We start from the raw sequence: 20,894 nt of genomic DNA, 5'->3' as shown, positions 1-20,894 counted from the left end.
TATTTTGTTATTCTTTATTTTTAAAGACCTAAACGATCCATTGCTTCTTTTTCATAACGACTGTCTTCTGCTGGATAACGTAAAATTGAGGCGTATTTTTTTGTTTGCTTTGCTAATGCCCATAAAAGACTTTCGCCTGCAGGAATTGTTACAGGAGTTTTAGTATAAATAGAATCTTTGTAAGCTTTTTCTGCATTAACAATCTCCCAGCCATTTTTTTTAAAGTGTTTGATTAAATCATCAATAAACAATGCTGATGTTAAATTATGATGCAATAATATATTGTGATGAATTTGTCTTCCTGTTAGCTTTTTTCCTAAAGAATTATAATATTCAGCACGATTAAAAAGGTGTTTTAAATAGTAATTTCTATATCCTGAAATATCGCTTTGCGGATTTTCTTTTAAACGTTTTACTAAACGCTGATTAATGTACCAATCAGAAGCATCAACAGTTACATGGCCTATTTTATATTCTTTTTCTTTTAAAAAAGCTCTAAACCCATCTCTTTTTTCAATAGTATTGCCTTCTTTTAAATACGGAAATCGGAATAATTTTGTGAAATTTGAATACTTGTTAATTAAAGAATCATTTTTTAATAGTTCTTGTTTAAAACGATTTAAACTTACTTTTTTACTATTAAAATACGGATGAGAATACGTGTGATTTGCGATTAAATGCCCCGCATCATTCCAACTTTTTATAATTGTTTTTCCTGCTTCATTATCTAAGTTTTTTCCTTTAACAAATAACACTGCTTTTACATTTTCTGCTGCCAGTTTACCTAGTAATAATTGATTCCAATCAGCATTTTTATACCCCGGAAAATCTTGTGTAGCACCATCATCAAAAGAAAATGAAATTTTAGGTTTTTCTATTTTATGTTGATTTTTGCATGCTGATAGCATCAAAAAACTACAAATTAAAAAACTATATAATAATGAAAATCGGTTCATTTATAATCTAATTAAGAATTTTTAATAGTATTAACAATTAGAGTATTATCAACCGAACTCTGTACGTGTTTAGACTGCTCTAATAAAATCACTTTTTTTAATGATGGAAATATTTTTTTGGCTCGTTTTATCATTTTTTCACCAGGAAACATTAAGTCATTTTTAGCTGCAAAAAGTGTTATTGGTATTGTAATTACTTGTGCAGCTTTTGTACTGATTACAGGAACGGGTGTAAAATCCATTGTAAAATGTAAAAACACTTCTGATAAAAACTGTATAGCAAAATTGTCTTGCTCGGTAAATAATTCTTTTAAAAAACGCTGTACATACTTCTCTTTTTTTGTTTTCATATAACGTTTCATCGGAATAAAAACTTTAAACAACGCTTTTAATGGATTTCCATTTACAATATACGCAGGGGCTGTTAAAAAAACTTCTTTTATATTTTCTTGTTTAAACGCTAAAGTTTTTAAAATAACCAATCCGCCAAAGGAAAATCCGGCAAGCGATACATTTTTTAAATGTAAGGCATCAATTACTTCGTGCATCCATTTTCCGTAATCATCGTTTTTCATCGACAACTTAGTTTCGGCACTTTTATTAGGCTGCGCTAATACATCAATAGCAAAAATCTGGAAGCTTGATTCTAACCCTTTATAGGTTTCTAAGCTAATTGGTGCACAGCCATTAGAGCCATGCACAATTAACATCGGGGGACTTGACGCATTGCCTGTTACAATAACATTTGTTTTTCCGAAAGAAGTAACAACTTCTTTATACTGATGCTTAATATTTAAACTTCTTAATTTTTCATTATATAAGTTTAATACAGCTATTTTACCTTTTATCGATTTATAAAGTGAGCTCATTTTTAAAATTTAGGACAAGTTTACTAAAAATAACGAATACCTCTTTTTTAACGATGTAAAAGAAATGTTAATTTTTTTATTTTAAAGATTGTAATGGCTAATTACAATTTGTTGAAAGTTGTTGATATGATGATAAGTTTACAGTAAGTATCGTTTGTCCTGTAGCTATTTTAATACAGTTTAAATCAGGATTTCTATCTATTCTTAAATCAACCAATTCGTTTAAATTACTCACATCAAAATCTGTTAATAAATTACTTGAGCAGTATATATATTTTAACTTTTGATTATTCTCTAAGTTTATTGTTTTTAACTTATTTGACGAGAATATTAACACTTCTAATAAAGGGTTTTTACTAAAATCTAAAGCTTCAATTTTATTTAATGTTAACAGAGCTGTTTCTAAATTAGGAGCTTTATCTACATTAAAAGAAACCAAATCATTATCACTCATTAAAATATTTTTTACGCTAGCATTATCAATTGAAAATTCGGTAAAATAATTGTATGATAAGCTTAGCCATTTTAAATTTTTAGCTACTGATAAACCTTTTATTGATGTTAATTTATTAACCGATAAATTTATCGTATCAAGTAAGACATTAGTACTTAAATCAACCGAAGTTAGCTTATTACCAGCTACATAAAGTCTTTTTAAAGCTGTAAAAGCTTCTATTCCTTTTAAATTTGCAATTACCTTAGCGCTTGAATTATTTAAGTTTAATTTTTCAACATTTATAACATCACTTCTAAGTATTTTTTGATTGATAATTCCGTCAGAATCAATTCCTTTTTCAATTAATTTTTCTTCAAATCTAGCGTCTGGAATATCAACGTAAATACTTTCAGTATTTTCATCAATACTATTTTCTGAACATGCTAAAATTAATAGCCCTAAAACGCATACACTAAGTGTATAAATAACTTTTCTTTTCATTTTATTGGTGTGCAAATTTCTATTAAAAAACCATTATTATCCTTTAAATATCCTACGTGTTGCTTCCATGGTTTTTCTTGTATATTCTCGTAAACTAACGCTCCATTATCAATTGCTTTTTTAAAATCAACTTCAATATTTTCGGTTGTAAAAACGAGTTCTATTCCAAATGGTTTTCCTGAAGGAGTACTCTTTATAAATCCTTTTTTTAAATTAGATTCTCCGAGTATTATGGATGCAAAAGCTATTGTTGTTTCTCCCGAAATTAATTCTCCATAATCTTTTTCAGGAGTAATAAATTTGCGTTTAAATCCGAAACATTTCTCATAAAAATTAACTGTTTTTAAAACATCATTAACATATAAAATGGTGTATGCATATTTCATTTTAACTATCTTTTTTTAAAGTAAAACTGGTTGTTAACCCTACACAAAAATTTTGTGGAAGTTTTTCTACTCCAAAAATTGCTCTAGAATGTTGTCCTTTTTCTTCTAAAATATCAACAAATAAATCTGAAGCTCCATTTACCACAGCAGGTGAGTCATCCCAATTATCTCCCGATTGAAAATAGGCATCTATATGGTTAAGACCTTCTATATTATCAAAACCAACTTTTGCATTAACTTGTGCTAACACATTTAAGGCACATAATTCCATTGCCTTGTATCCTTCTGCTGTTGAAATTTCATTACCTAAACGACCTTGGTAAAGGTATTTTTCGTTTATAATAGGAAATTGAATTGCTATATATGCAATTTTCCCTCTAATATTAACCGAAACGTAACTTCCACCTGGTGTTGAAATTTCGGGTAATTTTAAATTCATTTTTGCTAATTTTTCTTTTAAATTCATACTTATTTTAATTTTTCACTAAATTCACTCATTTTATTTAACCACTCTTTTTTGAAGCTATCACTAGAGCCTGTAATTGTTGAAATATAGATGACCTCAACAGGGCTTACTCCACAATATTCTAACACACCTGTTTTAAACTGATGTAATACTGGTTGTTTCATCACTTCTATATCGTATTTTTCTGGTGTATCAGAAGTAATATAAACACTTGCCGATTTACCTTTTAATAATCCTACAGGCATTTCTTTACCTTCTTCAAATTCAAACATAATTCCGGGTAGAAAAGTTCTATCAATAAAACCTTTCATTAAAGCTGGTAAGCCAGCCCACCATACAGGAAAAAACCATACAATATGCTTTGCATTTTTTATTTTGTCAATAGCTTCTTTTAAATCACTCTCTAGCTCCGTTTTTTTACGATAACCATACTCTAAATTTGGATTAAAATTTAGCTCTGAAATATTGATTTCAGAAATAGTAATTTTTGTTTTATTTAATCCTTCTTTATATGCTTTTGACAATGCATAATTATAACTTTGCTTATCTGGATGTCCATTAATTATTAAAACTTGTTTCATGATTTGTTCTTTATTTTTATACAAAGAACATTACAATACTGTTTTTTAAAAAGGACATTTGTCTAATTCGATATCGATTTTCTTATGCGACTTAAATGCCGTTGTGTTATCCCTAAATAAGAAGACAAATAACTTAGAGGAATTATCTGTAAGTATTCAGGATCGTTTGTTAGTAAATCTCTATATCTTTTTTCGGCTGTTTCTTTTTGTAAGATAAAAATTCTTTTCTCCATTTTTATATACTCTTGTTCAGCTATAAACTTAAAAAACTTAAGCCAATTAGTACTCGAATTTTCTAATTCTAAAATCTCTTTTCTTGAAATGGTATACAATTCAACATCGGTTAATGCCTGAATGTTTTCTACTGTTTTAGTTTGAGATAAAAAAGAAGAATAAGCACTCACAAAAGAGTCAGAAAAAGTAAAACAATACGTTACTTCTTCTTCTAAAGAGGAATAATAATACGATCTAAACATACCAGAAACTACGAAGGCTATTTCGTTGCATATTTTACCTTCTTTTATAAAAAAATCACCTTTATGTACCTTCTTAGAAACGACTTTACTTTCAAATAAATCGATTTCATTGTCTGATAAAATGTCAAATGATTTTAGATATTCTTTCATGGTTTTAACTTAAAGATGATGTACTATAAATTACAGGCATTTTACCTTTCCATTTTTTCCAAAGTTCATTTTTGTTAATTAAACTCGCCATAAAATGAGCTACGTTAATTCTACTAACTTTACCTGCATTAAAAATAGCACTTCTTGTTGGTGAAGGGTGAATTTCATAATCGGTAACTTCATTTTCATTAATCAATCCATCGGGTCTAACAGCAGTCCATTCAATATATGTATCATTTTGACCAATTTGGGTACGTAAATAATCTGCCGCTTTTTCATTATCAACATGTGGAGGCAATAATAATCGGAGCAAAGAGATCACCAATCTTTGGGCTATAGAAATAGGCTCGTTTAAGTCGCGGTTTCTATTCCCTGTTGTATTCATTAAAACAAATTTTACTGGCTGATTTGGGTTGTTATTTTTTACCGCATCACAAAGTTTTTTTACCGCATCTGTAACCAACCTTCTTGGTTTTCCGTAAATTCCTTTCCAACTCAATGTGTGTCCTAAACACGAAGCAATTGCACTACAATCGGCAACGATTAGACTCATTTTCTCATCATTTAACTCTAAAATATTTGCATGAATAATTTCTATATCAGAACTATTTTTCCAAAATTCAGGTATTTTTTTAAGTGACCTAACAATTACTTTTACCTTGTATTTTTGCGCTAAAAGTTGTGCTACTAACTTTGACCCTGTTGCGCCACTTGCACCTACTACTAAAGTTTTCATAACTATTATTTAAGCAGTTTATTTAAATTAGTATCAGTTAAATTCTGAACATTTCTCGTTATTTTTTCAATATCCCAATTCCACCATTCCAATGCTAAAAGTTGCGCTATTTTTTCATCAGAAAATCGTTTTTTAATTTCCTTAGCAGGGTTACCTCCAACAATTGTATATGGAGGAACATCTTTTACAACGGTAGCATTAGTAGCGATGATAGCACCATCGCCAATAGTTACACCTGCCATAATTGTTGCATTGTAACCAATCCAAACATCATTACCAATATTAATGTTTCCTTTTTGCGGATAGGTTTTTCCTTCCATCGCATTTTCCCAACCGTTTCCAAAAATTGCGAACGGATAGGTAGAAATACTGTCGGTTAAATGATTTGCTCCATTCATAATAAACTTTACATCAGAAGCTATCATACAAAACTTACCAATAATTAATTTATCGCCTGTAAAATCGAAATGATATTTTACATTTTTTTCAAAGTTTTCTACATTTTCAAAATCATCATAATAGGTATAATCGCCAACAATAATATTCGGGTTTTTAATGATGTTTTTTAAAAAACAAAGTCGATCGTAATTAGCTAATGGAAATTTTGTATTTGTATCTGGTCCTGTCATAATTTTATTTTAGTGTTTGAAGCGCTTTAAGGGTAATTTCTTTTCTAGCTTTTATAAATAAATTTGGATCTGTACTTTTATTAGGTTCAATGTTTGTTGCAAAAAAATATACTTTTTTATTCTTTTCAAGATATCCAACAAACCATCCGTTTCTTTTATCACTTCTAACAGATAAACCCGTTTTTCCTCTTAGCTTAAAATTTTCTTTATCATCTATAAGCATCATTTTTTTCATAATAACCTCCGTTCTTTTAGAAATAGGAAGTTTCGATTCATAAAGTTGTTTTAAAAAATCAATTTGTTGAAATTGATTGATTTTAGAATTTCCTTCTAACCAAAAATTATCAATGGTAGTTGCATTAAAATCCATGTTGCCAAATTCTAATTTATCAAGAAGGTTTTGCATTCTTTTTACACCTACTTTTCTTGCTATTTCTTGATAACAAGGCACACACGAATAATGAAATGCTTGTTTTAAAACTAAATTTTGTTCCCAAACTTTATACGCTCTCTTCTCTCCATTCCAAGCAAATAATGTGCTGTCATTTTTAACAATCCCTAACTCTAAGGCAATAATAGAGTTCGGAATTTTAAAAGTAGAGGCTGGTAAACGACCAATTGTTGCCCAATCAAAATCATTTGAATAATAAGTATCCTTTTTAAAATCATAAATTAGTACAGCTCCTGTTACATTTTTATCGTTTATAATTTTTTGAAATTCAGGTTGTACTATTTTCTTAATTTCAACATTAACAATTTCTTTTCTTTTGTCTTCAATTTTATTTTTACAAGCACTTATTACTAAAAGTACTATTAATAGATATGCAATGCTTCTTATTTTAAATACTTCCATTAGCTGCCGTTAAAATAATTGGTTTTTTATCTGTAATTAAAATAGTGTGTTCGTGCTGTGCTACGTAACCACCTTTATTACCAACTAAGGTCCAACCATCATTAAGTTCAATAGCTACTGAAGATTTTGTAGCGATAAAGGTTTCAATGGCAACAGTAGAATTTTTTTTGAAGCGCTCTCTGTTACTTTTAACTCGGTAATTTAAAATATTTTCTGGCGCTTCATGTAAACTTCTTCCAACACCATGACCTGCTAAATTTTCAATTACTTTAAAGCCTCTTTTTTTAGCTTCTGTTTCGATTACATGACCAATGTCAGCAATTTTAACGCCATCTTTTGTACTATTAATCGCTTTCATTAAGATTTCTTTTGATGCGTTAACTAAAGGTTGATGTTTATGAATATCTTTTCCTAAAACAAAAGAACTTCCGTTGTCAGACCAAAAGCCGTTTAACTCGGCAGAAACATCAATATTTATTAAATCACCATCTTTTAAAGTAATTTTTTTCGATGGAATTCCGTGCGCTGCAACCTCATTTACACTGATACAAGTATACCCTGGAAATCCGTAAGTTTCGTAAGGAGCTGATTTTGCGCCGTAACTTTTTAATATTTGAGCACCATAATCATCTAATTCTTTGGTAGACATACCCACTTTTGCATAATTTTTCATTTTTTTAAGCGTAGTTCCTACAGCTTCGCTAACTTTTTGCATTCCTACTAATTCTTCTTCTTTTGTAATTGACATTTCTTTTTCTTTTTTAAACTAATTCAATATATGCTGATGTCCCGCCTGATAAATCTTCATTGAGCCAATTCCATTCAAATTTTAACTCTAATTTACCTGATGGATTCTTTGAAATAATTCCTTTTGATTCACCAGCCTTAAGGTTACCATCTTTAGTTAAGCATTGAAATAAAAGTTCTACTCTCGAATCACCTACTTGCTTACCAACTATAAAACCTTCTTCTATTTCGCCACCTTTATAAGTTCCTCTTATAATATTTTGATATTGAGAATAGTAAAAAACTGTTTCGCTAGAAGACAGTCCTTTTTTATTTTCAACAGCTATAAACCTCTTGTTATTTAAATTCAATTTTCTTTATTATTTATAGTATCAATAATTAATTTTAACGCTTCTTTAGCCTCTTTCATAACTGGTAATAATGGCCAAATATGAGGCATTTTTTTTCCTATAATTATATCAACTGCTATTTTTGATTTCTTAATTTTCTTAACTGCCAATAGTTGATCTGGATAGGTAATGTCGTTTTCAGCTAAAAACAATATTGTCTTCGGAAACTTATCAAAACTTCCATAGATTGGAGAAATTATTTCATTTTTTAAATCGGTATTTCCAGCACACATTTTCTTGGCGCTTAACACTCCTTTTTTTGATAACATTGGGTCTTTTTTATCAATAATAGCAATTGTTTTATTAGACATTGTTGCATCCATTACAGGAGAAATCAGAATAATTTTATTAGGTAAATCTTTATTTTCTTTAATTAAACGTTGAGTTACTGCTGTTACTAAAGTGCCTCCTACCGAATCGCCAATTAACGTTATTTGAGCACCTTTATAACTCTCTAATGCTTTTTCATATATTGCATCAATATTTTTTGATATTTCTGTAATTTTATGTTCTGGTGCTTTCGGATAATTACACATCCAAATGGTTAAATTTGTATGTTTTGATATTTCATGTAAAGTATCCCAATGATGTTTTGCTGGCCCAGAAATAAAAGCACCTCCGTGAATAAATAGCACTAATTTACCTGACGATTGTTTTGATTTTATTTCGGTAATTGAAGTTTTACTGATTTTAAAACTTCTTATTTTTTTATTTTTAAAAGAACTTGTTTTAGGATGATACACATTTTCTCTCCTAATTTTTTTATAATCTATAGGCTCGGTATTAAACGTTTTTTTAATGCCTTTTAATTTTAAAACGAATAAAATAATATGATACGATAAACTATGTTTCATTAACTTTATTTTAAATAAAAGACGAGCCTTTTATTAATTAGTTACACAAAGTTAAAAATTATTACACTGTCATATTAATTTTTGTGATGAACCAGTAATTAACGTACATAAATAACCGAAAAAAAGGTACAAACAATGAATCTCTATTTATAAAAAATACCTTTTTAAGGTTAAATAGATATTAAAATTTTAAAAATAAATATCATTATTGAATATAATTCTTAATTGAAAAATCAGCTTGGAAACCTAATTTTAAATACAAGCCTTTACCCATTTCGGAGGCTTGTAAAACCATGAATTCGTTGTTGTTTTCGATTCCTTTATTAATCAATGCCTTCATAATTTCATTAGCATATCCTTTTCTCCGATTTTCTGAAGGAATCCCTACTGAATGTGCTCCTATAATTTTATCAGTTTCATAAGTTAACGCAGTTCCTACAGGTTTATTTCCATCAAAAGCTATGTAATAGTTTACCTCTTTTAAGGTGTTAATTACCGTTTTATCACCAATTACATATCCGAAAGATTTTTGAAATAATTCAGCCCAAATTATTGCTTCTCTTTCGTTTGAAACAAGTAATAGTTTAAAATTCTCATTTAACTCATAAGATGTTTCTAATTTTAAAGACATACCTACTTGTTCGAACTTTAATTTGAAATCATTGGCTACAAAAAGCTGTGTATTATTATTCGGATAATAATCCCAAATAGGAATGGTAATATCCGAAGAAATGGTAGCCATTTTTTCTTTAATTTCAATCATATTTTCTTGGCTCATTTTTTTATGAAACCATAATCTATTTGGCCATTGTGTATCTTTAACTTCAGCATATTCAAATTCGGAGAATTGATGATACCCATTAAAATAGGTGCCAACTGTTTTCCACAACTCAGTTAAATTTTCAATATTTTTTTGTTGTATATTTTCTTCTTCTTTCATTTCAAATTAATTAATAATATTCCTGATAACATTATAAGTACCCCCACAATTCTTTTAATTGTTATTGGTTCTGTCGGTAAATTTAACCATCCAAAATGACCTGCAATTACAGAAAATGCCAATTGACCAAATAAGCCCAACGATATCATTGTTGAAATGCCTAATTTAGGAATGGTATAATAATACAAACTGATACCGATTACGCTAAGCAAACCACCTGTAAACCATAAATAAATTGGAATTTGTTTGATTATTTCTGTTGTAGGTAAATTTTTGGAACTTATCATAATAAAAGCAATCGCAAAAACTGTACTACTAAAAAAAGCTGCTACAGATGCCATTAATGGATTTTTTAATAACACTCCTAAATTAGAATTTAAACCTCCTTGAGCTGCCAAAAAAATACCACCAATTACAGCGAGTAATGATAAGCTGTATTGATTCATATTTCTTGAAATAATTCTGTTAATGGTTTTCTAATTTTTGTACGATGCTGTGTATGATCATTTTCAGCTCTATATCCTATTGGTGCAATAGCAGCCGCAGATAAGTTTTGTGCGTCTAATCCTAAAATTTCATTGTATTTTTCAACCTCAAAACCTTCCATCGGACAGGCATCAATTTGTAATTCTGCACAGGCGTTTAAAAGATTTCCTAGCGCTAAATACGTTTGTCTTCTTGTCCAATTTATTTTCTCATCTGAACTCATTTCATCAATTTTACTTTTCATAAAATCGCCATATCCTTCTAAGTTTTTAACAGTTATTTGTTGTGCATTTGCTGTTAATTCTAAAAATGCATCTACATCTTCATTTTTAGGTTTTGTATAATTACAAAACACTAATAAGTGAGAAGCATCTGTAATTTGGTTTTGATCCCAAGAGGCCGGTTTTAATTCTTCTCTTATTGCTTTGTTTTCGATAATTAACACCTTATACAGTTGTAATCCGTAAGAGGAAACGGAGAGTTGTACTGCTTGTTTTATTTTTTCTATATCTGTAAGAGAGACTTTTTTTGTCGAATCAAAAATTTTGGTAGCATAGCGCCAATTTAAATGTTTTATAAGTTCCATAATAATCTTGTTTTATAATGATAAGACAAAATTAAGAGGAAGTTAAATTGTGCACATCAACATATGTTGATGTGCTATTTATTTTTTAAATCTTTTCTAATTCGGCTTAACTGTGTAGGTGTAATTCCTAAATGAGCTGCAATATGTAATTGTGGTATTCTTTGATCGATATTTGGGTGGTTTTCTAGTAATGTTAAATACCTATCCGTAGCGTTTTCCATAACCAATGCTACTTCTCGTTGTTCTTTATCTACGATCCAATTTTTTTCTAAATAAGCAATATAAAACTCTCTAAGATCAGTATTTGTGTCAATAAAATGACGGTATTTTTTATAATTTAAACTGATTAAAACAGTTTCTTCCAATGCTTCTAATGTGAAATTTGAAGGTGTTTTTTTTAAATACGAAACCGTTGATCCTGCAAAATCATTTTCTAAAAAAACATTTTTATTGTAAATATTACCATCATAATCGGTTACATAAGCTCTTAAAGCACCTTTGCAAATAAAATGAATTTGTGAAGCGGTTTGTCCGTTACGCAATAACACTTCTCCTTTTTTAAGTTCTTGAAAGGTAACAATGGAAGCTATGAATGATTTTGAGTTTTCTGAAATAGGAGCATAACTTTCAAACTTTTTAAAAAGATGTGCGGTGTATTGTTTTTTGTCAATTGGCATTTATAATTCTTTTAAACTTAATTGATACTTTTTTAAATTAACATCCATTTGTTTTTTTGCTAATTTAATAGCTTTTGTATAAACTTGCTTTGCGTGTTTCTTTTTTCCTAGTTTTTTATAGGCATTTCCTAAGCTGTTATAGATAAGAGCCGATGTAGGGAATTTAACAAGATATATATTATATAGCTCAGTCGCTTTTTTTAATTTATGTCTTTGATTTACAATAATAATTTTTCAGCTTTTTACTATGGTAATAATTTTTTAAAAACCAATAAGTATAAATGTTTTTAACACACCTCACTAACAACTACAAACCAATTGATTAATTATTATTTTTTTTAACGAATAGTTTCCGGATCATATTATTTAATAACATTGGCTCTATATTTATAATACCAAATCAAAATTCAATTTTTCAAATTCAATTCCGTTTACAATAATGGAAACTTGATGCTTACCAATATGAAATTTACGTGTAGTAATTATTTTAAAAGATTGTTTTCTAATTATTGATGTAGCTGAGTTTTCGGCATATACTTTTTCACTAATTTTAAATACTTTTTTAGCTAAGGTTCCGTTTGCTTTTTGATAATACAAACCATATTCTAAACGAATTTTAGCAGCAATAATATCGGTATTTAAAAGGTGAAATGAAAACATTAAAGCCTCTCCAATTTTTACATTTGGAGTTTGAATTTTAAAATTTTTGATCTTTATTTTATCAATAGTACCAAAACCAAATAAGGTCATTATCTCTTGATTGCCTTCTTTTAACAAAGTTCTACTAGCATGTTTTAAAAGTTTGTCAACCTCAACCGTTTTTCCTTGCCAGTTTTTAACAATATCAATTACAATTACTGTATTGTCTTTTGATATATCGTTTAAATTATTCGCCACACTTCTGCGTACAGATTCTGAAACATCGTTTTTTAAGTTTTCAAGAATTGGAAGAATTTCTGATGGATTTTCTTTTAAAACAGGAATCGCCATTGCCCAAGGTAGCCTTGGTCTACAACCTTCAGTAGCAAGCCTTCTAACCATTGCATGCTTATGGTTAGACCATTCAAATAACTGTGGAATCATAGTAGATGAATAATTAATTATGAAAGGTCTAACAGCAAACTCACAACTTGTAAATTGCGTTATTCTCTCAAAAGATTTTACTGAAATGGTATAATTATCCAATCCGTAAACTTCAATAAAATCAGGAAAAAACATATATTCAATACTTTTTTCGCTGATATTATTTTTTTCTAATTGATCAATTATTTTTAAAATAAAATTTACATTTTTCTCGTAATCTTCGAATAAATGATTTTTTAAAACAACAGAAATATGTCGCATTCGTTGTTTTAATTCTTTGTTATCCCAATCAATATCAAAAATATGTTGAAGAAATGATTGTGTATCAAAATCAGGAATTACTTGTTCAATAACCTTAGTAAATTGATTAAAAAAATATTGATTATAAATGTTCTTAAATAATTCCGCCATTAATTTTTGTAATTTTGAAGCAAAACTACCAAATACATTGATGTATACCACACTTTAAAATGAGTAAAACCAAAGAAAAAATACTAAACACCTCTAGAATTTTATTTAATGAATTAGGATATAGCAATGTTACTATTAGAATGATTGCTTTAAAACTAAATATGAGTTCAGGTAATTTAAATTATCATTTTAAAAAACGTGAAGACATTTTAGAAGCGCTTTATTTTGAAATGGTTGCCACTTTTGATGAACGTATTGCCAATTTAGAGCAACAAATACCCACTTTAAATAAAATGCAAATTGATATTAAGTTGAGTATGGAAAGAATGGTTGATTATACTTTTTTTTGGAGCGATTTGTATAATTTACTTTCATTAAATGAAAAGATAAAAATACATTTCAATACCGTTTACATCCAAAGAAAAAACGGACTTGATTTTGTATTTAATCATTTTATTGATATACAAATTTTAAAACCTTTTGAGTTTAAAAAAGAACGTGAATTTTTAGTTGAAAGAATGATTAATTTCGGCAATACTTGGTTATATGCTTCATCTATATATAAAAAAGAAGCATTTACAAACAAGTATATTAATAAACAAACAAATAGTTTAATGGCTTTATTATATCCGTACTTAACCAATAAAGGTAAAAAAGAGTTTCAATTACTTGTACCAACTTTTTTGGATAAATAGTTTTTATAAAAAATAAAAACCTCAATTTCAATAAAGAAGTTGAGGTTTTTTTGAGGTGTCTAGCGGATTCGAACCGCTGTACATGGTTTTGCAAACCATTGCCTAGCCACTCGGCCAAGACACCTTTTTATTGATTTAAGACTGCAAATTTACAGTTTTTATTTTTTAACGCAAGCTTTTTTTAACTTTTACGCACATCTTTTAATACAATTACGACTTCGGCAACATTACCACCAATTGGCGGATTGATTTTAGCAACGCTAACTTCCGCTTCCTCAACCAATTGTATCTCGTTAAAAATTCTATCAATAATTCTTTGTGCAACATGCTCTAATAATTTAGATCGAATTGCCATTTCTTCTTTTACAATATGATTTAAGTGCACATAATCAACAGTATCAGTAAGTTCGTCAGTTTTTGCTGATTTTTGTAAATCTGCTTTCACTTCTATATCAACTCTATATTCCGAGCCAATTTTAGCTTCTTCTTCTAAACATCCGTGATTTGTAAATAATCGGATGTTGTTTACGCGTATAATTCCCACTTTAAAATTTATTAATGATTATTTATTCATCAATCTGAAACAAGTTCAGATTGACGAATAAAAACCAAGTATTATCAATAACAAAAATACTCTTTTTACTTTATTTTAAAAGTTTGTTCGCTATTATTAATTACAACTTTATAAGTTCCTTTTGGTAAATAATAAACCTCGTTTTTAGCTTTTTTAATTACTGCGTTTTCATGTTTTTTAGTGTATGATTTTCTTCCTTTTTTAGAAAAAGAAACATCGTACACCACTTCATTAAATCCTTTATCAATAGTTACTTCCATCGAATTTACTAAAATATCTTTCGCATAAATTTTCACCACAGTTTTTCCTGATGAATTACTATAAAACGGAATCGTTACTTCTGGAGTGTTTGGTTGTAACCACTTGCTCCAAGAGCTTCCCCAAGAACCTCTTTTTCTGATGTTTTTAATAGCAAATATCGCTTCTTTACTCTCAAAATCTTGTAAAGAAGTTACATCAGCTTTGTACAAACTACGCCCGTGTGTTCCTACAATTAAATGTTTTGCTGTTGATTGTATTACTAAATCATGCACCGCAACATTTGGTAATCCGTTGTTAAAAGGATGCCATTTTGCTCCGTTATTAAACGACACATATAATCCGTTATCAGTACCTAAATACAAAATGTTTTCTTTCTTCGGATCTTCTTTTACCACGTTTACTGGTGATGTTGGAATGTTTTTTCCAATGTTTTTCCATGTTTTTCCAAAATCATCAGACATATATACATAGCTTGTAAAATCATCAAATCGATATCCATTTAACGTTACATACACACGTTCTTTTTTATGCTTTGATGCAATTACACGACTTACCCATAAATTTTGTGGCAATGTGTTTGATATTTTTTCCCAACTTCCGCCAGCGTTTTTACTAACATGCACAAATCCGTCATCAGAACCCACATATAACAATCCGAATTGAAACGGACTTTCAGAAATTGATGTTAATGTTCCGTAAGCAACATTTCCTTTTTTTCCGCCTTGCGTTAAATCACCTGAAATTGTTTCCCAAGTATCACCTTTATCTAATGATCGATGTAATTTATTTCCTCCTAAATATAAAATATCTTGATTGTGTTTTGATAACTGAATTGGAGTTTGCCAGTTAAATCGATAAGGTGCCTCGCCCAACGTATGTTTTGGCTGAATATATTTCTGACTTCCTGATGCTCTATCAATACGGTAATAATTTCCAAACTGATATCCTGTATATACAATATTCGGATTACGATCATCAACTGCAACTTGCATTCCATCGCCACCCATTAAACTTTCGTATGGATTTTTACCTGTTTGTTTCCAGCGCTTATCCATTTTTGCGTTGTTATTTGCAACCCAAACTCCGTTGTCTTGCAAACCTCCGTAAACTTTATAGTTTTTCTGATTATCAGCATATACGGTATAAAATTGCCCAACAGCAGGTTGATTTGCTTTTATCCAGCTTTCACCATCATCGTATGAAATATTTAATCCACCATCATTTCCTTCTACTAAATGCCCTTGTTTATTAGGGTTTACCCACAATGCTTGATGATCGGCATGTACGTTTTCTTTACTGATAGATGTAAATGTTTTTCCACCATCTTTCGATTTTAAAATTGGCACACCCAATACATAAATTCCGTTTTCATCTTGCGGATCTACACGAACTTCACCAAAATAATATCCGTAAGAATAATATAAATCATCTAAATAACCTTCGTGTGTTTTTTTCCATGATTTTCCGCCGTTAGTTGTTTTAAAAACCTCAGCCCCAATTACTGGTGTGTCAAATAACAAGGTATTCGCATTTTCTAAATATTTTGCTAAATCAATTGGTTTTACTGATCCTGCACGTACCATTTGCTTTACATTTTCGGCACGATATTTTTCTTGAAAACCATTCATTTTCAAATACGAATTCAATTTTTTATCCTTTAAATTCAAAAACGCATCCACTGTCATGGTTTTAAAATCGTCTTTTGTTAAAGCATTTGATGTTTTCTTTTTCTTGGTATCTTTTTTTCTTCGGAATTGACTATCGTGAAAAGCATATACGGTATTTTCATTAAAAACCGCTAAACCAATTCTCCCAACGTTGTCTCCTTTCGGAAAACCATTATTATCAGAAATTTTTGCCCAAGAATTACCTGCATCTGTAGATTTATAAATGGCAGAATTTTTTCCGTCGCCATCAAAATTCCAAGCTTTACGTTCGCGTTCCCAAGCAGCGGCATATAAAACATTAAAATTATTCGGTGCCGGTTGTACATCTATAATTCCAGTGTTTTCATTAATAAATAAGGTTTTATTCCATGTTTTTCCGCCATCCGTAGTTTTAAAAATTCCACGTTCATCATTTGAAGAATATAAATGTCCTATTACACCAATAATAACTTCATCTGAATTATTTGGATTGATTAATATTCTACCAATATGATGAGAATCTGTCAAACCAACGTTTGTCCAAGTTTTACCTTTATCTGTCGATTTTAAAATTCCGATTCCAGCATAACTAGAGCGAGAAGAATTATTTTCTCCGGTTCCTACCCAAAGTGTTCCGTTTTTCCAATCAACAGCAATATCACCGATATTTTGTGTTGGCGAACTATCTAAAACTGGTGTAAATGTTGTTCCGTTATTGTTCGTGTACCACAATCCGCCAGAGGCGTAACCCACATAAAATTCAGTAGTATTTTTAGGGTTTACATCAATATCAACAACACGACCACTCATAACGGTAGGGCCAATATTTTTAAAAGCAATGTTTTTAACAATAGATGTTTCTGTTAAAGCTTCTTTTTGGATTAATGCTTGCTGTGTTTGTTGAGCCTTGGTAGGCTCTTGTGCTACTGTAGCCAATGTAAAAAGGGCCACAAAAACGGTAAGTATAGTTTTCATTATTGTTTGTTTAGAAGTGATGAAATTACTGCAAGTAAATCCGAAATCAAAAAAATTAACAAAATATTGGTTTTTAGCTTTTTAAAACCCTCTTTTTTCATTCAAAAAAAAGGTTAGATTTGTAATATTAAGAACACAAATGCTATGACTATTTTTATTCTTTCTGTTAGTGATCAAATATATTCAACCCAAAGAATATTTAAAGAAGCTAATCGCCGTGGACATACCGTTAAAATTATAAATCACTTAAAATGTTCTATTAAATTATCTGATGGAAAGCCCGAAATAATTTACGAAGGTGAAAATATTATTGATATTCCTGATGTAATAATTCCTAGAATTGGCGCTTCTTCTACACGTCATGGGGCAGCAGTTGTTAAGGAGTTTGAATTAAACGGGGTTTATAGTACAGCTACATCTTTAGGTATTTTACAGTCTCAGAATAAGGTTCGCACATTACAAATTATGAACCGAAAAAATATTCCGATTCCTGATACTTTATTTTCTGTAAATCCAGAAAACATAGGTGAACAAATAGATTTATTAGGTGGAGCACCAATAATTATAAAATTACAAGAAGGTACACATGGGGCTGGTGTTATTTTAGCCGAAAGTAAAAAATCAGCAAAATCGATTATTGACACAATGTATAGTACCAATGCAAACATTTTGCTACAAGAATTTATACAAGAAAGTAATAGCGAGGATATTCGTGCATTTGTGGTTGGCAATAAAGTAGTTTCGTCTATGAAGCGAAAAGGATTAGATGATGATTTTCGATCTAATATTCATCAAGGCGGAAGTGGTTTTAAAGTAACTTTATCTGAAGAAGAAAGATCAATAGCTATAAAAGCTGCAGAATATTTAAGCTTACCGATTGCAGGAGTTGATTTAATACGTTCAAAAAGAGGTTCTTTACTAATTGAAGTTAATTCGACACCCGGTTTGCAGGGAATCGAAGCGTATACGAAAGATAATATTGCCAAAGCAATTATTAAATATTTAGAAAATGTTTTTTCATTAAAGAACTCATGAAACTTATTAAGCTAGGTATTATACCTAGCTATCGAATAAATTTAGTACTGTAAACTGTTATTAATGACTGGGTGTTTATCTCTTAAAGACACTTTAACTTATTGATTATATTTGCTTTATTGATATCTTTTCACTTTCTTTAGTTTCTATTAACTATTAAAAACTAAAAAACATGGGATTAATTATTAGCTTATTAAGTGGTGCTATTGGAGGTAATCTTGCGGGTATTTTATTAAAAAAATTCTCATTAGGTACTTTATGGAATTCTGTTGTAGGAATTTTAGGAGGAGGTCTTGGAGCTCAATTATTAGGCATGTTAGGTATTGATATTTCGGGCATTATTGGAAACATTGCTGCGAGTGGTGTTGGTGGTGTAGTATTGCTAGTTATTGCTGGACTTATTAAAGGTGCAATGAAAAAATAATTTTGAATTATTAAACAAATTAAGACGTCTTAATAGGCGTCTTTTTAATTTAGATACTTCCTAATAAATAGCAGTACCTTTGCATCTTCATAGAAACACTCTTTTTAATAGTGTTTCTAAAATAATATATATGACATTTAAATCTTTAGGATTATCTGATGCGTTATTAAAAGCCATCAAAGAAAAAGGATACGATACCCCATCACCAATACAAGCAAAAGCAATACCACATATTTTAGATGGAAAAGATGTATTGGCTTCAGCACAAACAGGAACTGGAAAAACCGCTGGTTTTACATTACCTGTTTTACAATATTTATCAGAAACAAAACACCCAAAATACAGACCTGTAAGAGCTTTAGTTTTAACACCAACTAGAGAATTAGCAGCGCAGGTTTACGATAATGTAAGAGAATATAGTACATATTTAGATATAAGATCTACCGTAGTTTTTGGAGGTGTAAAAGCGGCAAGTCAAATAAAAACATTGCGTCAAGGCGTTGATATTTTAGTAGCAACACCTGGTAGATTATTAGATTTACACGATCAAAAAGCAGTATCATTTAAAAGAATAGAAGTACTTATTTTAGATGAAGCAGATAGAATGCTAGATATGGGTTTTGTTAGAGATATTAACAAAATCATCAGTTTTATGCCTACAAAGCGTCAAAACTTACTGTTTTCTGCAACTTTTTCTAAAGAAATTAAAAGGTTAGCAGAAGGTATTTTAAGAAATCCCGTTTCTGTTGAAGCTGCTCCGCAAAACTCAACTGCCGATAAAGTTTCTCAAAAAGCTTACGCGGTAGATAAAGGTAAAAAGACTGAAGTTGTTATTAATTTAATAAAAGAGGGTAAATGGAGTCAGGTTTTAATTTTTACAAGAACCAAACACGGAGCTAATAAATTAACCGAAAAGTTAGTAAAAGCAGGGGTTTCTGCTGCTGCAATTCATGGAAATAAAAGTCAAGGTGCACGTACAAAAGCATTGGCAAACTTTAAAAGTAACTCTATTCGTGTTTTAGTAGCTACTGATATTGCTGCTCGTGGTATTGACATTCCGTTATTACCACACGTTATAAATTTTGAATTGCCAAATGTACCTGAAGATTATGTACATAGAATTGGTAGAACTGGTAGAGCAGGAGCTAAAGGAGAGGCTATTTCTTTAGTTTGTAGTGAAGAAACTGAATATCAAAAAGAAATAGAGAAAATACTAAAGCAAAAATTAAAGACCGAAGTTATTGAAGGTTATGAACCTACCGATACTGCGGGACCAAAAAGAGCTGCTACTCAAAAGAAAAAATCTGGAAACGGAAAGAAAAAAGGGGTAGGCGCTACTCATAGAGGTGCTACTGAAGGAGCTAGGAAGCCTAAAAGAATTCGTCCTAGCGATCCTTCAAGAAGAAGTGACGGAGCTCCAAAGAAAAATAGAAGAAGATAAAATTTAAATGAATTTTTCTTCTTACATAGAAAGTATATTAAAATCTCAGAAGCTTGAAAGTCAAGTTTCTGAGATTTTGAGTTTTTTTAAACCACTAACATTAACTAAAAATAGTTTTTTAGTTAAAAAAGGGAATGTTTGCAAATACTTTTGTTTCATAGAAAGTGGAATTTTACAACACGCTATCGAAATATCCGAAGAAGAAAAAACCACCTATTTAGCTTTAAAAAACTCGTGTACTTCTGCCTTAAAAAGTTACCTGCAAAAAATACCATCACGCAAAAACATTAAAGCTTTAAGCGATTGTAATTTACAAATACTTTTGGTAGATGATTTTAAATATTTGTTAGAGAACAACGCTGCTTTTCATCAATTCTATTATAATTTAATTGAAAATCAGATTTTTTTAATTGATGATTATCGCATCGATTTACTTACACTTAGTCCAGAAGAACGCTACAATAAACTACTAACAAACGAACCTAAGCTATTACAAGAAGTTCCGCTACATTACTTAGCTTCTTTTTTAGGAATTTCTACCAGGCACATGAGTAGAATTCGAAAGAATATAAAATAGCGCCAAATGGCTAATATTTGCATAGTATCTTTTCTTATTTTTGAAGCACGTTTA

26 protein-coding genes and 1 tRNA gene are annotated in these 20,894 nt (G+C 29.8%); 5 read left to right on the top strand and 22 right to left on the bottom strand.

Going from position 1 to position 20,894, the window contains the following annotated elements:
* Positions 1-20: 20 nt before the first annotated feature.
* The 19 genes from N2251_RS13245 to N2251_RS13160 all read right to left on the bottom strand — a co-directional run bounded on the left by N2251_RS13245 (position 21) and on the right by N2251_RS13160 (position 13,263).
* Positions 21-908, bottom strand: coding sequence for a polysaccharide deacetylase family protein (locus tag N2251_RS13245; RefSeq protein ID WP_260587210.1), 888 nt, complete (start codon positions 906-908; stop codon positions 21-23).
* 59 nt (positions 909-967) lie between these two features.
* Positions 968-1,825, bottom strand: a complete 858-nt coding sequence (locus N2251_RS13240) for an alpha/beta fold hydrolase (protein WP_260587209.1) — start codon at positions 1,823-1,825, stop codon at positions 968-970.
* A 97-nt stretch (positions 1,826-1,922) separates the two neighbouring features.
* Complete coding sequence (locus N2251_RS13235; protein ID WP_260587208.1) at positions 1,923-2,762, bottom strand: leucine-rich repeat domain-containing protein; 840 nt, start codon at positions 2,760-2,762, stop codon at positions 1,923-1,925.
* Entirely contained in the window at positions 2,759-3,148 is a 390-nt protein-coding gene (locus N2251_RS13230; protein ID WP_260587207.1) for a VOC family protein, read from the bottom strand. Before N2251_RS13230 ends, N2251_RS13235 begins: the two co-directional genes overlap by 4 nt.
* A 1-nt stretch (position 3,149) precedes the next feature.
* Complete coding sequence (locus tag N2251_RS13225) at positions 3,150-3,614, bottom strand: RidA family protein (protein WP_260587206.1); 465 nt, start codon at positions 3,612-3,614, stop codon at positions 3,150-3,152.
* Between the two features lie 2 nt (positions 3,615-3,616).
* Positions 3,617-4,195, bottom strand: coding sequence for an NAD(P)H-dependent oxidoreductase (locus tag N2251_RS13220; RefSeq protein ID WP_260587205.1), 579 nt, complete (start codon positions 4,193-4,195; stop codon positions 3,617-3,619).
* Positions 4,196-4,257: 62 nt separating this feature from the next.
* On the bottom strand, positions 4,258-4,821 hold the full coding sequence (locus N2251_RS13215; protein WP_260587204.1) for a Crp/Fnr family transcriptional regulator: 564 nt from the start codon (positions 4,819-4,821) through the stop codon (positions 4,258-4,260).
* 4 nt (positions 4,822-4,825) lie between these two features.
* Complete coding sequence (locus tag N2251_RS13210; protein ID WP_260587203.1) at positions 4,826-5,557, bottom strand: NAD(P)-dependent oxidoreductase; 732 nt, start codon at positions 5,555-5,557, stop codon at positions 4,826-4,828.
* Positions 5,558-5,562: 5 nt separating this feature from the next.
* The gene (locus N2251_RS13205) at positions 5,563-6,186 is read right to left on the bottom strand and encodes a CatB-related O-acetyltransferase (RefSeq protein WP_260587202.1); all 624 of its coding nucleotides are present in this window, start codon (positions 6,184-6,186) and stop codon (positions 5,563-5,565) included.
* A gap of 4 nt (positions 6,187-6,190) precedes the next feature.
* Positions 6,191-7,024: a class D beta-lactamase gene (gene blaOXA / locus N2251_RS13200; protein ID WP_376741011.1), complete on the bottom strand. Its 834-nt coding sequence runs from the start codon at positions 7,022-7,024 to the stop codon at positions 6,191-6,193.
* 1 nt (position 7,025) lies between these two features.
* Entirely contained in the window at positions 7,026-7,787 is a 762-nt protein-coding gene (map, locus tag N2251_RS13195; RefSeq protein ID WP_260587200.1) for a type I methionyl aminopeptidase, read from the bottom strand.
* A 13-nt stretch (positions 7,788-7,800) separates the two neighbouring features.
* Positions 7,801-8,136, bottom strand: a complete 336-nt coding sequence (locus tag N2251_RS13190; RefSeq protein WP_260587199.1) for an avidin-fold protein — start codon at positions 8,134-8,136, stop codon at positions 7,801-7,803.
* Positions 8,133-9,029: an alpha/beta hydrolase fold domain-containing protein gene (locus N2251_RS13185; protein WP_260587198.1), complete on the bottom strand. Its 897-nt coding sequence runs from the start codon at positions 9,027-9,029 to the stop codon at positions 8,133-8,135. Before N2251_RS13185 ends, N2251_RS13190 begins: the two co-directional genes overlap by 4 nt.
* A 205-nt stretch (positions 9,030-9,234) precedes the next feature.
* Entirely contained in the window at positions 9,235-9,969 is a 735-nt protein-coding gene (locus N2251_RS13180) for a GNAT family N-acetyltransferase (RefSeq protein ID WP_260587197.1), read from the bottom strand.
* The gene (locus N2251_RS13175; RefSeq protein WP_260587196.1) at positions 9,966-10,415 is read right to left on the bottom strand and encodes a DMT family transporter; all 450 of its coding nucleotides are present in this window, start codon (positions 10,413-10,415) and stop codon (positions 9,966-9,968) included. Before N2251_RS13175 ends, N2251_RS13180 begins: the two co-directional genes overlap by 4 nt.
* Positions 10,412-11,041 carry an NAD(P)H-dependent oxidoreductase gene (locus N2251_RS13170; RefSeq protein ID WP_260587195.1) on the bottom strand — a complete coding sequence of 210 codons (630 nt, stop codon included), beginning with the start codon at positions 11,039-11,041 and terminating at the stop codon, positions 10,412-10,414. The genes N2251_RS13175 and N2251_RS13170 overlap by 4 nt, the downstream gene beginning before the upstream one ends.
* A gap of 74 nt (positions 11,042-11,115) precedes the next feature.
* The gene (locus tag N2251_RS13165) at positions 11,116-11,718 is read right to left on the bottom strand and encodes a Crp/Fnr family transcriptional regulator (protein WP_260587194.1); all 603 of its coding nucleotides are present in this window, start codon (positions 11,716-11,718) and stop codon (positions 11,116-11,118) included.
* The gene (locus tag N2251_RS14030; protein WP_376741010.1) at positions 11,719-11,862 is read right to left on the bottom strand and encodes a hypothetical protein; all 144 of its coding nucleotides are present in this window, start codon (positions 11,860-11,862) and stop codon (positions 11,719-11,721) included. It lies immediately after the preceding gene.
* A 243-nt stretch (positions 11,863-12,105) separates the two neighbouring features.
* Positions 12,106-13,263 (bottom strand): DNA alkylation repair protein, encoded by a 1,158-nt coding sequence (locus tag N2251_RS13160; RefSeq protein WP_260587193.1) that lies wholly within the window; start codon positions 13,261-13,263, stop codon positions 12,106-12,108.
* A gap of 8 nt (positions 13,264-13,271) precedes the next feature.
* Here N2251_RS13160 and N2251_RS13155 point away from each other — a divergent pair, with 8 nt between their 5' ends.
* Positions 13,272-13,907 (top strand): TetR/AcrR family transcriptional regulator, encoded by a 636-nt coding sequence (locus N2251_RS13155; protein WP_260587192.1) that lies wholly within the window; start codon positions 13,272-13,274, stop codon positions 13,905-13,907.
* A gap of 53 nt (positions 13,908-13,960) precedes the next feature.
* On the opposite strand, the gene N2251_RS13150 is transcribed toward N2251_RS13155, so the two are convergent.
* The 3 genes from N2251_RS13150 to N2251_RS13140 form a co-directional block, all read right to left on the bottom strand.
* A tRNA-Cys gene (locus tag N2251_RS13150) sits at positions 13,961-14,031 on the bottom strand.
* Positions 14,032-14,088: 57 nt separating this feature from the next.
* The gene (folB, locus tag N2251_RS13145) at positions 14,089-14,451 is read right to left on the bottom strand and encodes a dihydroneopterin aldolase (protein ID WP_260587191.1); all 363 of its coding nucleotides are present in this window, start codon (positions 14,449-14,451) and stop codon (positions 14,089-14,091) included.
* A gap of 95 nt (positions 14,452-14,546) precedes the next feature.
* A complete protein-coding gene (locus N2251_RS13140) occupies positions 14,547-17,363 on the bottom strand; it encodes a VPS10 domain-containing protein (RefSeq protein WP_260587190.1) in 2,817 nt (938 codons plus the stop codon).
* A 144-nt stretch (positions 17,364-17,507) separates the two neighbouring features.
* Here N2251_RS13140 and N2251_RS13135 point away from each other — a divergent pair, with 144 nt between their 5' ends.
* The 4 genes from N2251_RS13135 (at position 17,508) to N2251_RS13120 (ending at position 20,840) form a co-directional block, all read left to right on the top strand.
* Entirely contained in the window at positions 17,508-18,398 is an 891-nt protein-coding gene (locus N2251_RS13135; RefSeq protein ID WP_260587189.1) for a RimK family alpha-L-glutamate ligase, read from the top strand.
* Between the two features lie 172 nt (positions 18,399-18,570).
* On the top strand, positions 18,571-18,822 hold the full coding sequence (locus N2251_RS13130; RefSeq protein WP_260587188.1) for a hypothetical protein: 252 nt from the start codon (positions 18,571-18,573) through the stop codon (positions 18,820-18,822).
* A 130-nt stretch (positions 18,823-18,952) separates the two neighbouring features.
* The gene (locus N2251_RS13125; RefSeq protein ID WP_260587187.1) at positions 18,953-20,263 is read left to right on the top strand and encodes a DEAD/DEAH box helicase; all 1,311 of its coding nucleotides are present in this window, start codon (positions 18,953-18,955) and stop codon (positions 20,261-20,263) included.
* A 76-nt stretch (positions 20,264-20,339) separates the two neighbouring features.
* On the top strand, positions 20,340-20,840 hold the full coding sequence (locus N2251_RS13120) for a Crp/Fnr family transcriptional regulator (protein WP_260587186.1): 501 nt from the start codon (positions 20,340-20,342) through the stop codon (positions 20,838-20,840).
* The last annotated feature ends 54 nt before the right edge of the window (positions 20,841-20,894 follow it).

The organism is Tenacibaculum haliotis (assembly GCF_025215075.1).
Classification (GTDB): domain Bacteria; phylum Bacteroidota; class Bacteroidia; order Flavobacteriales; family Flavobacteriaceae; genus Polaribacter; species Polaribacter haliotis_B.
The sequence above is the reverse complement of the archived record's forward strand: the minus strand, read 5'-3'. Positions and strand labels throughout refer to the sequence as shown.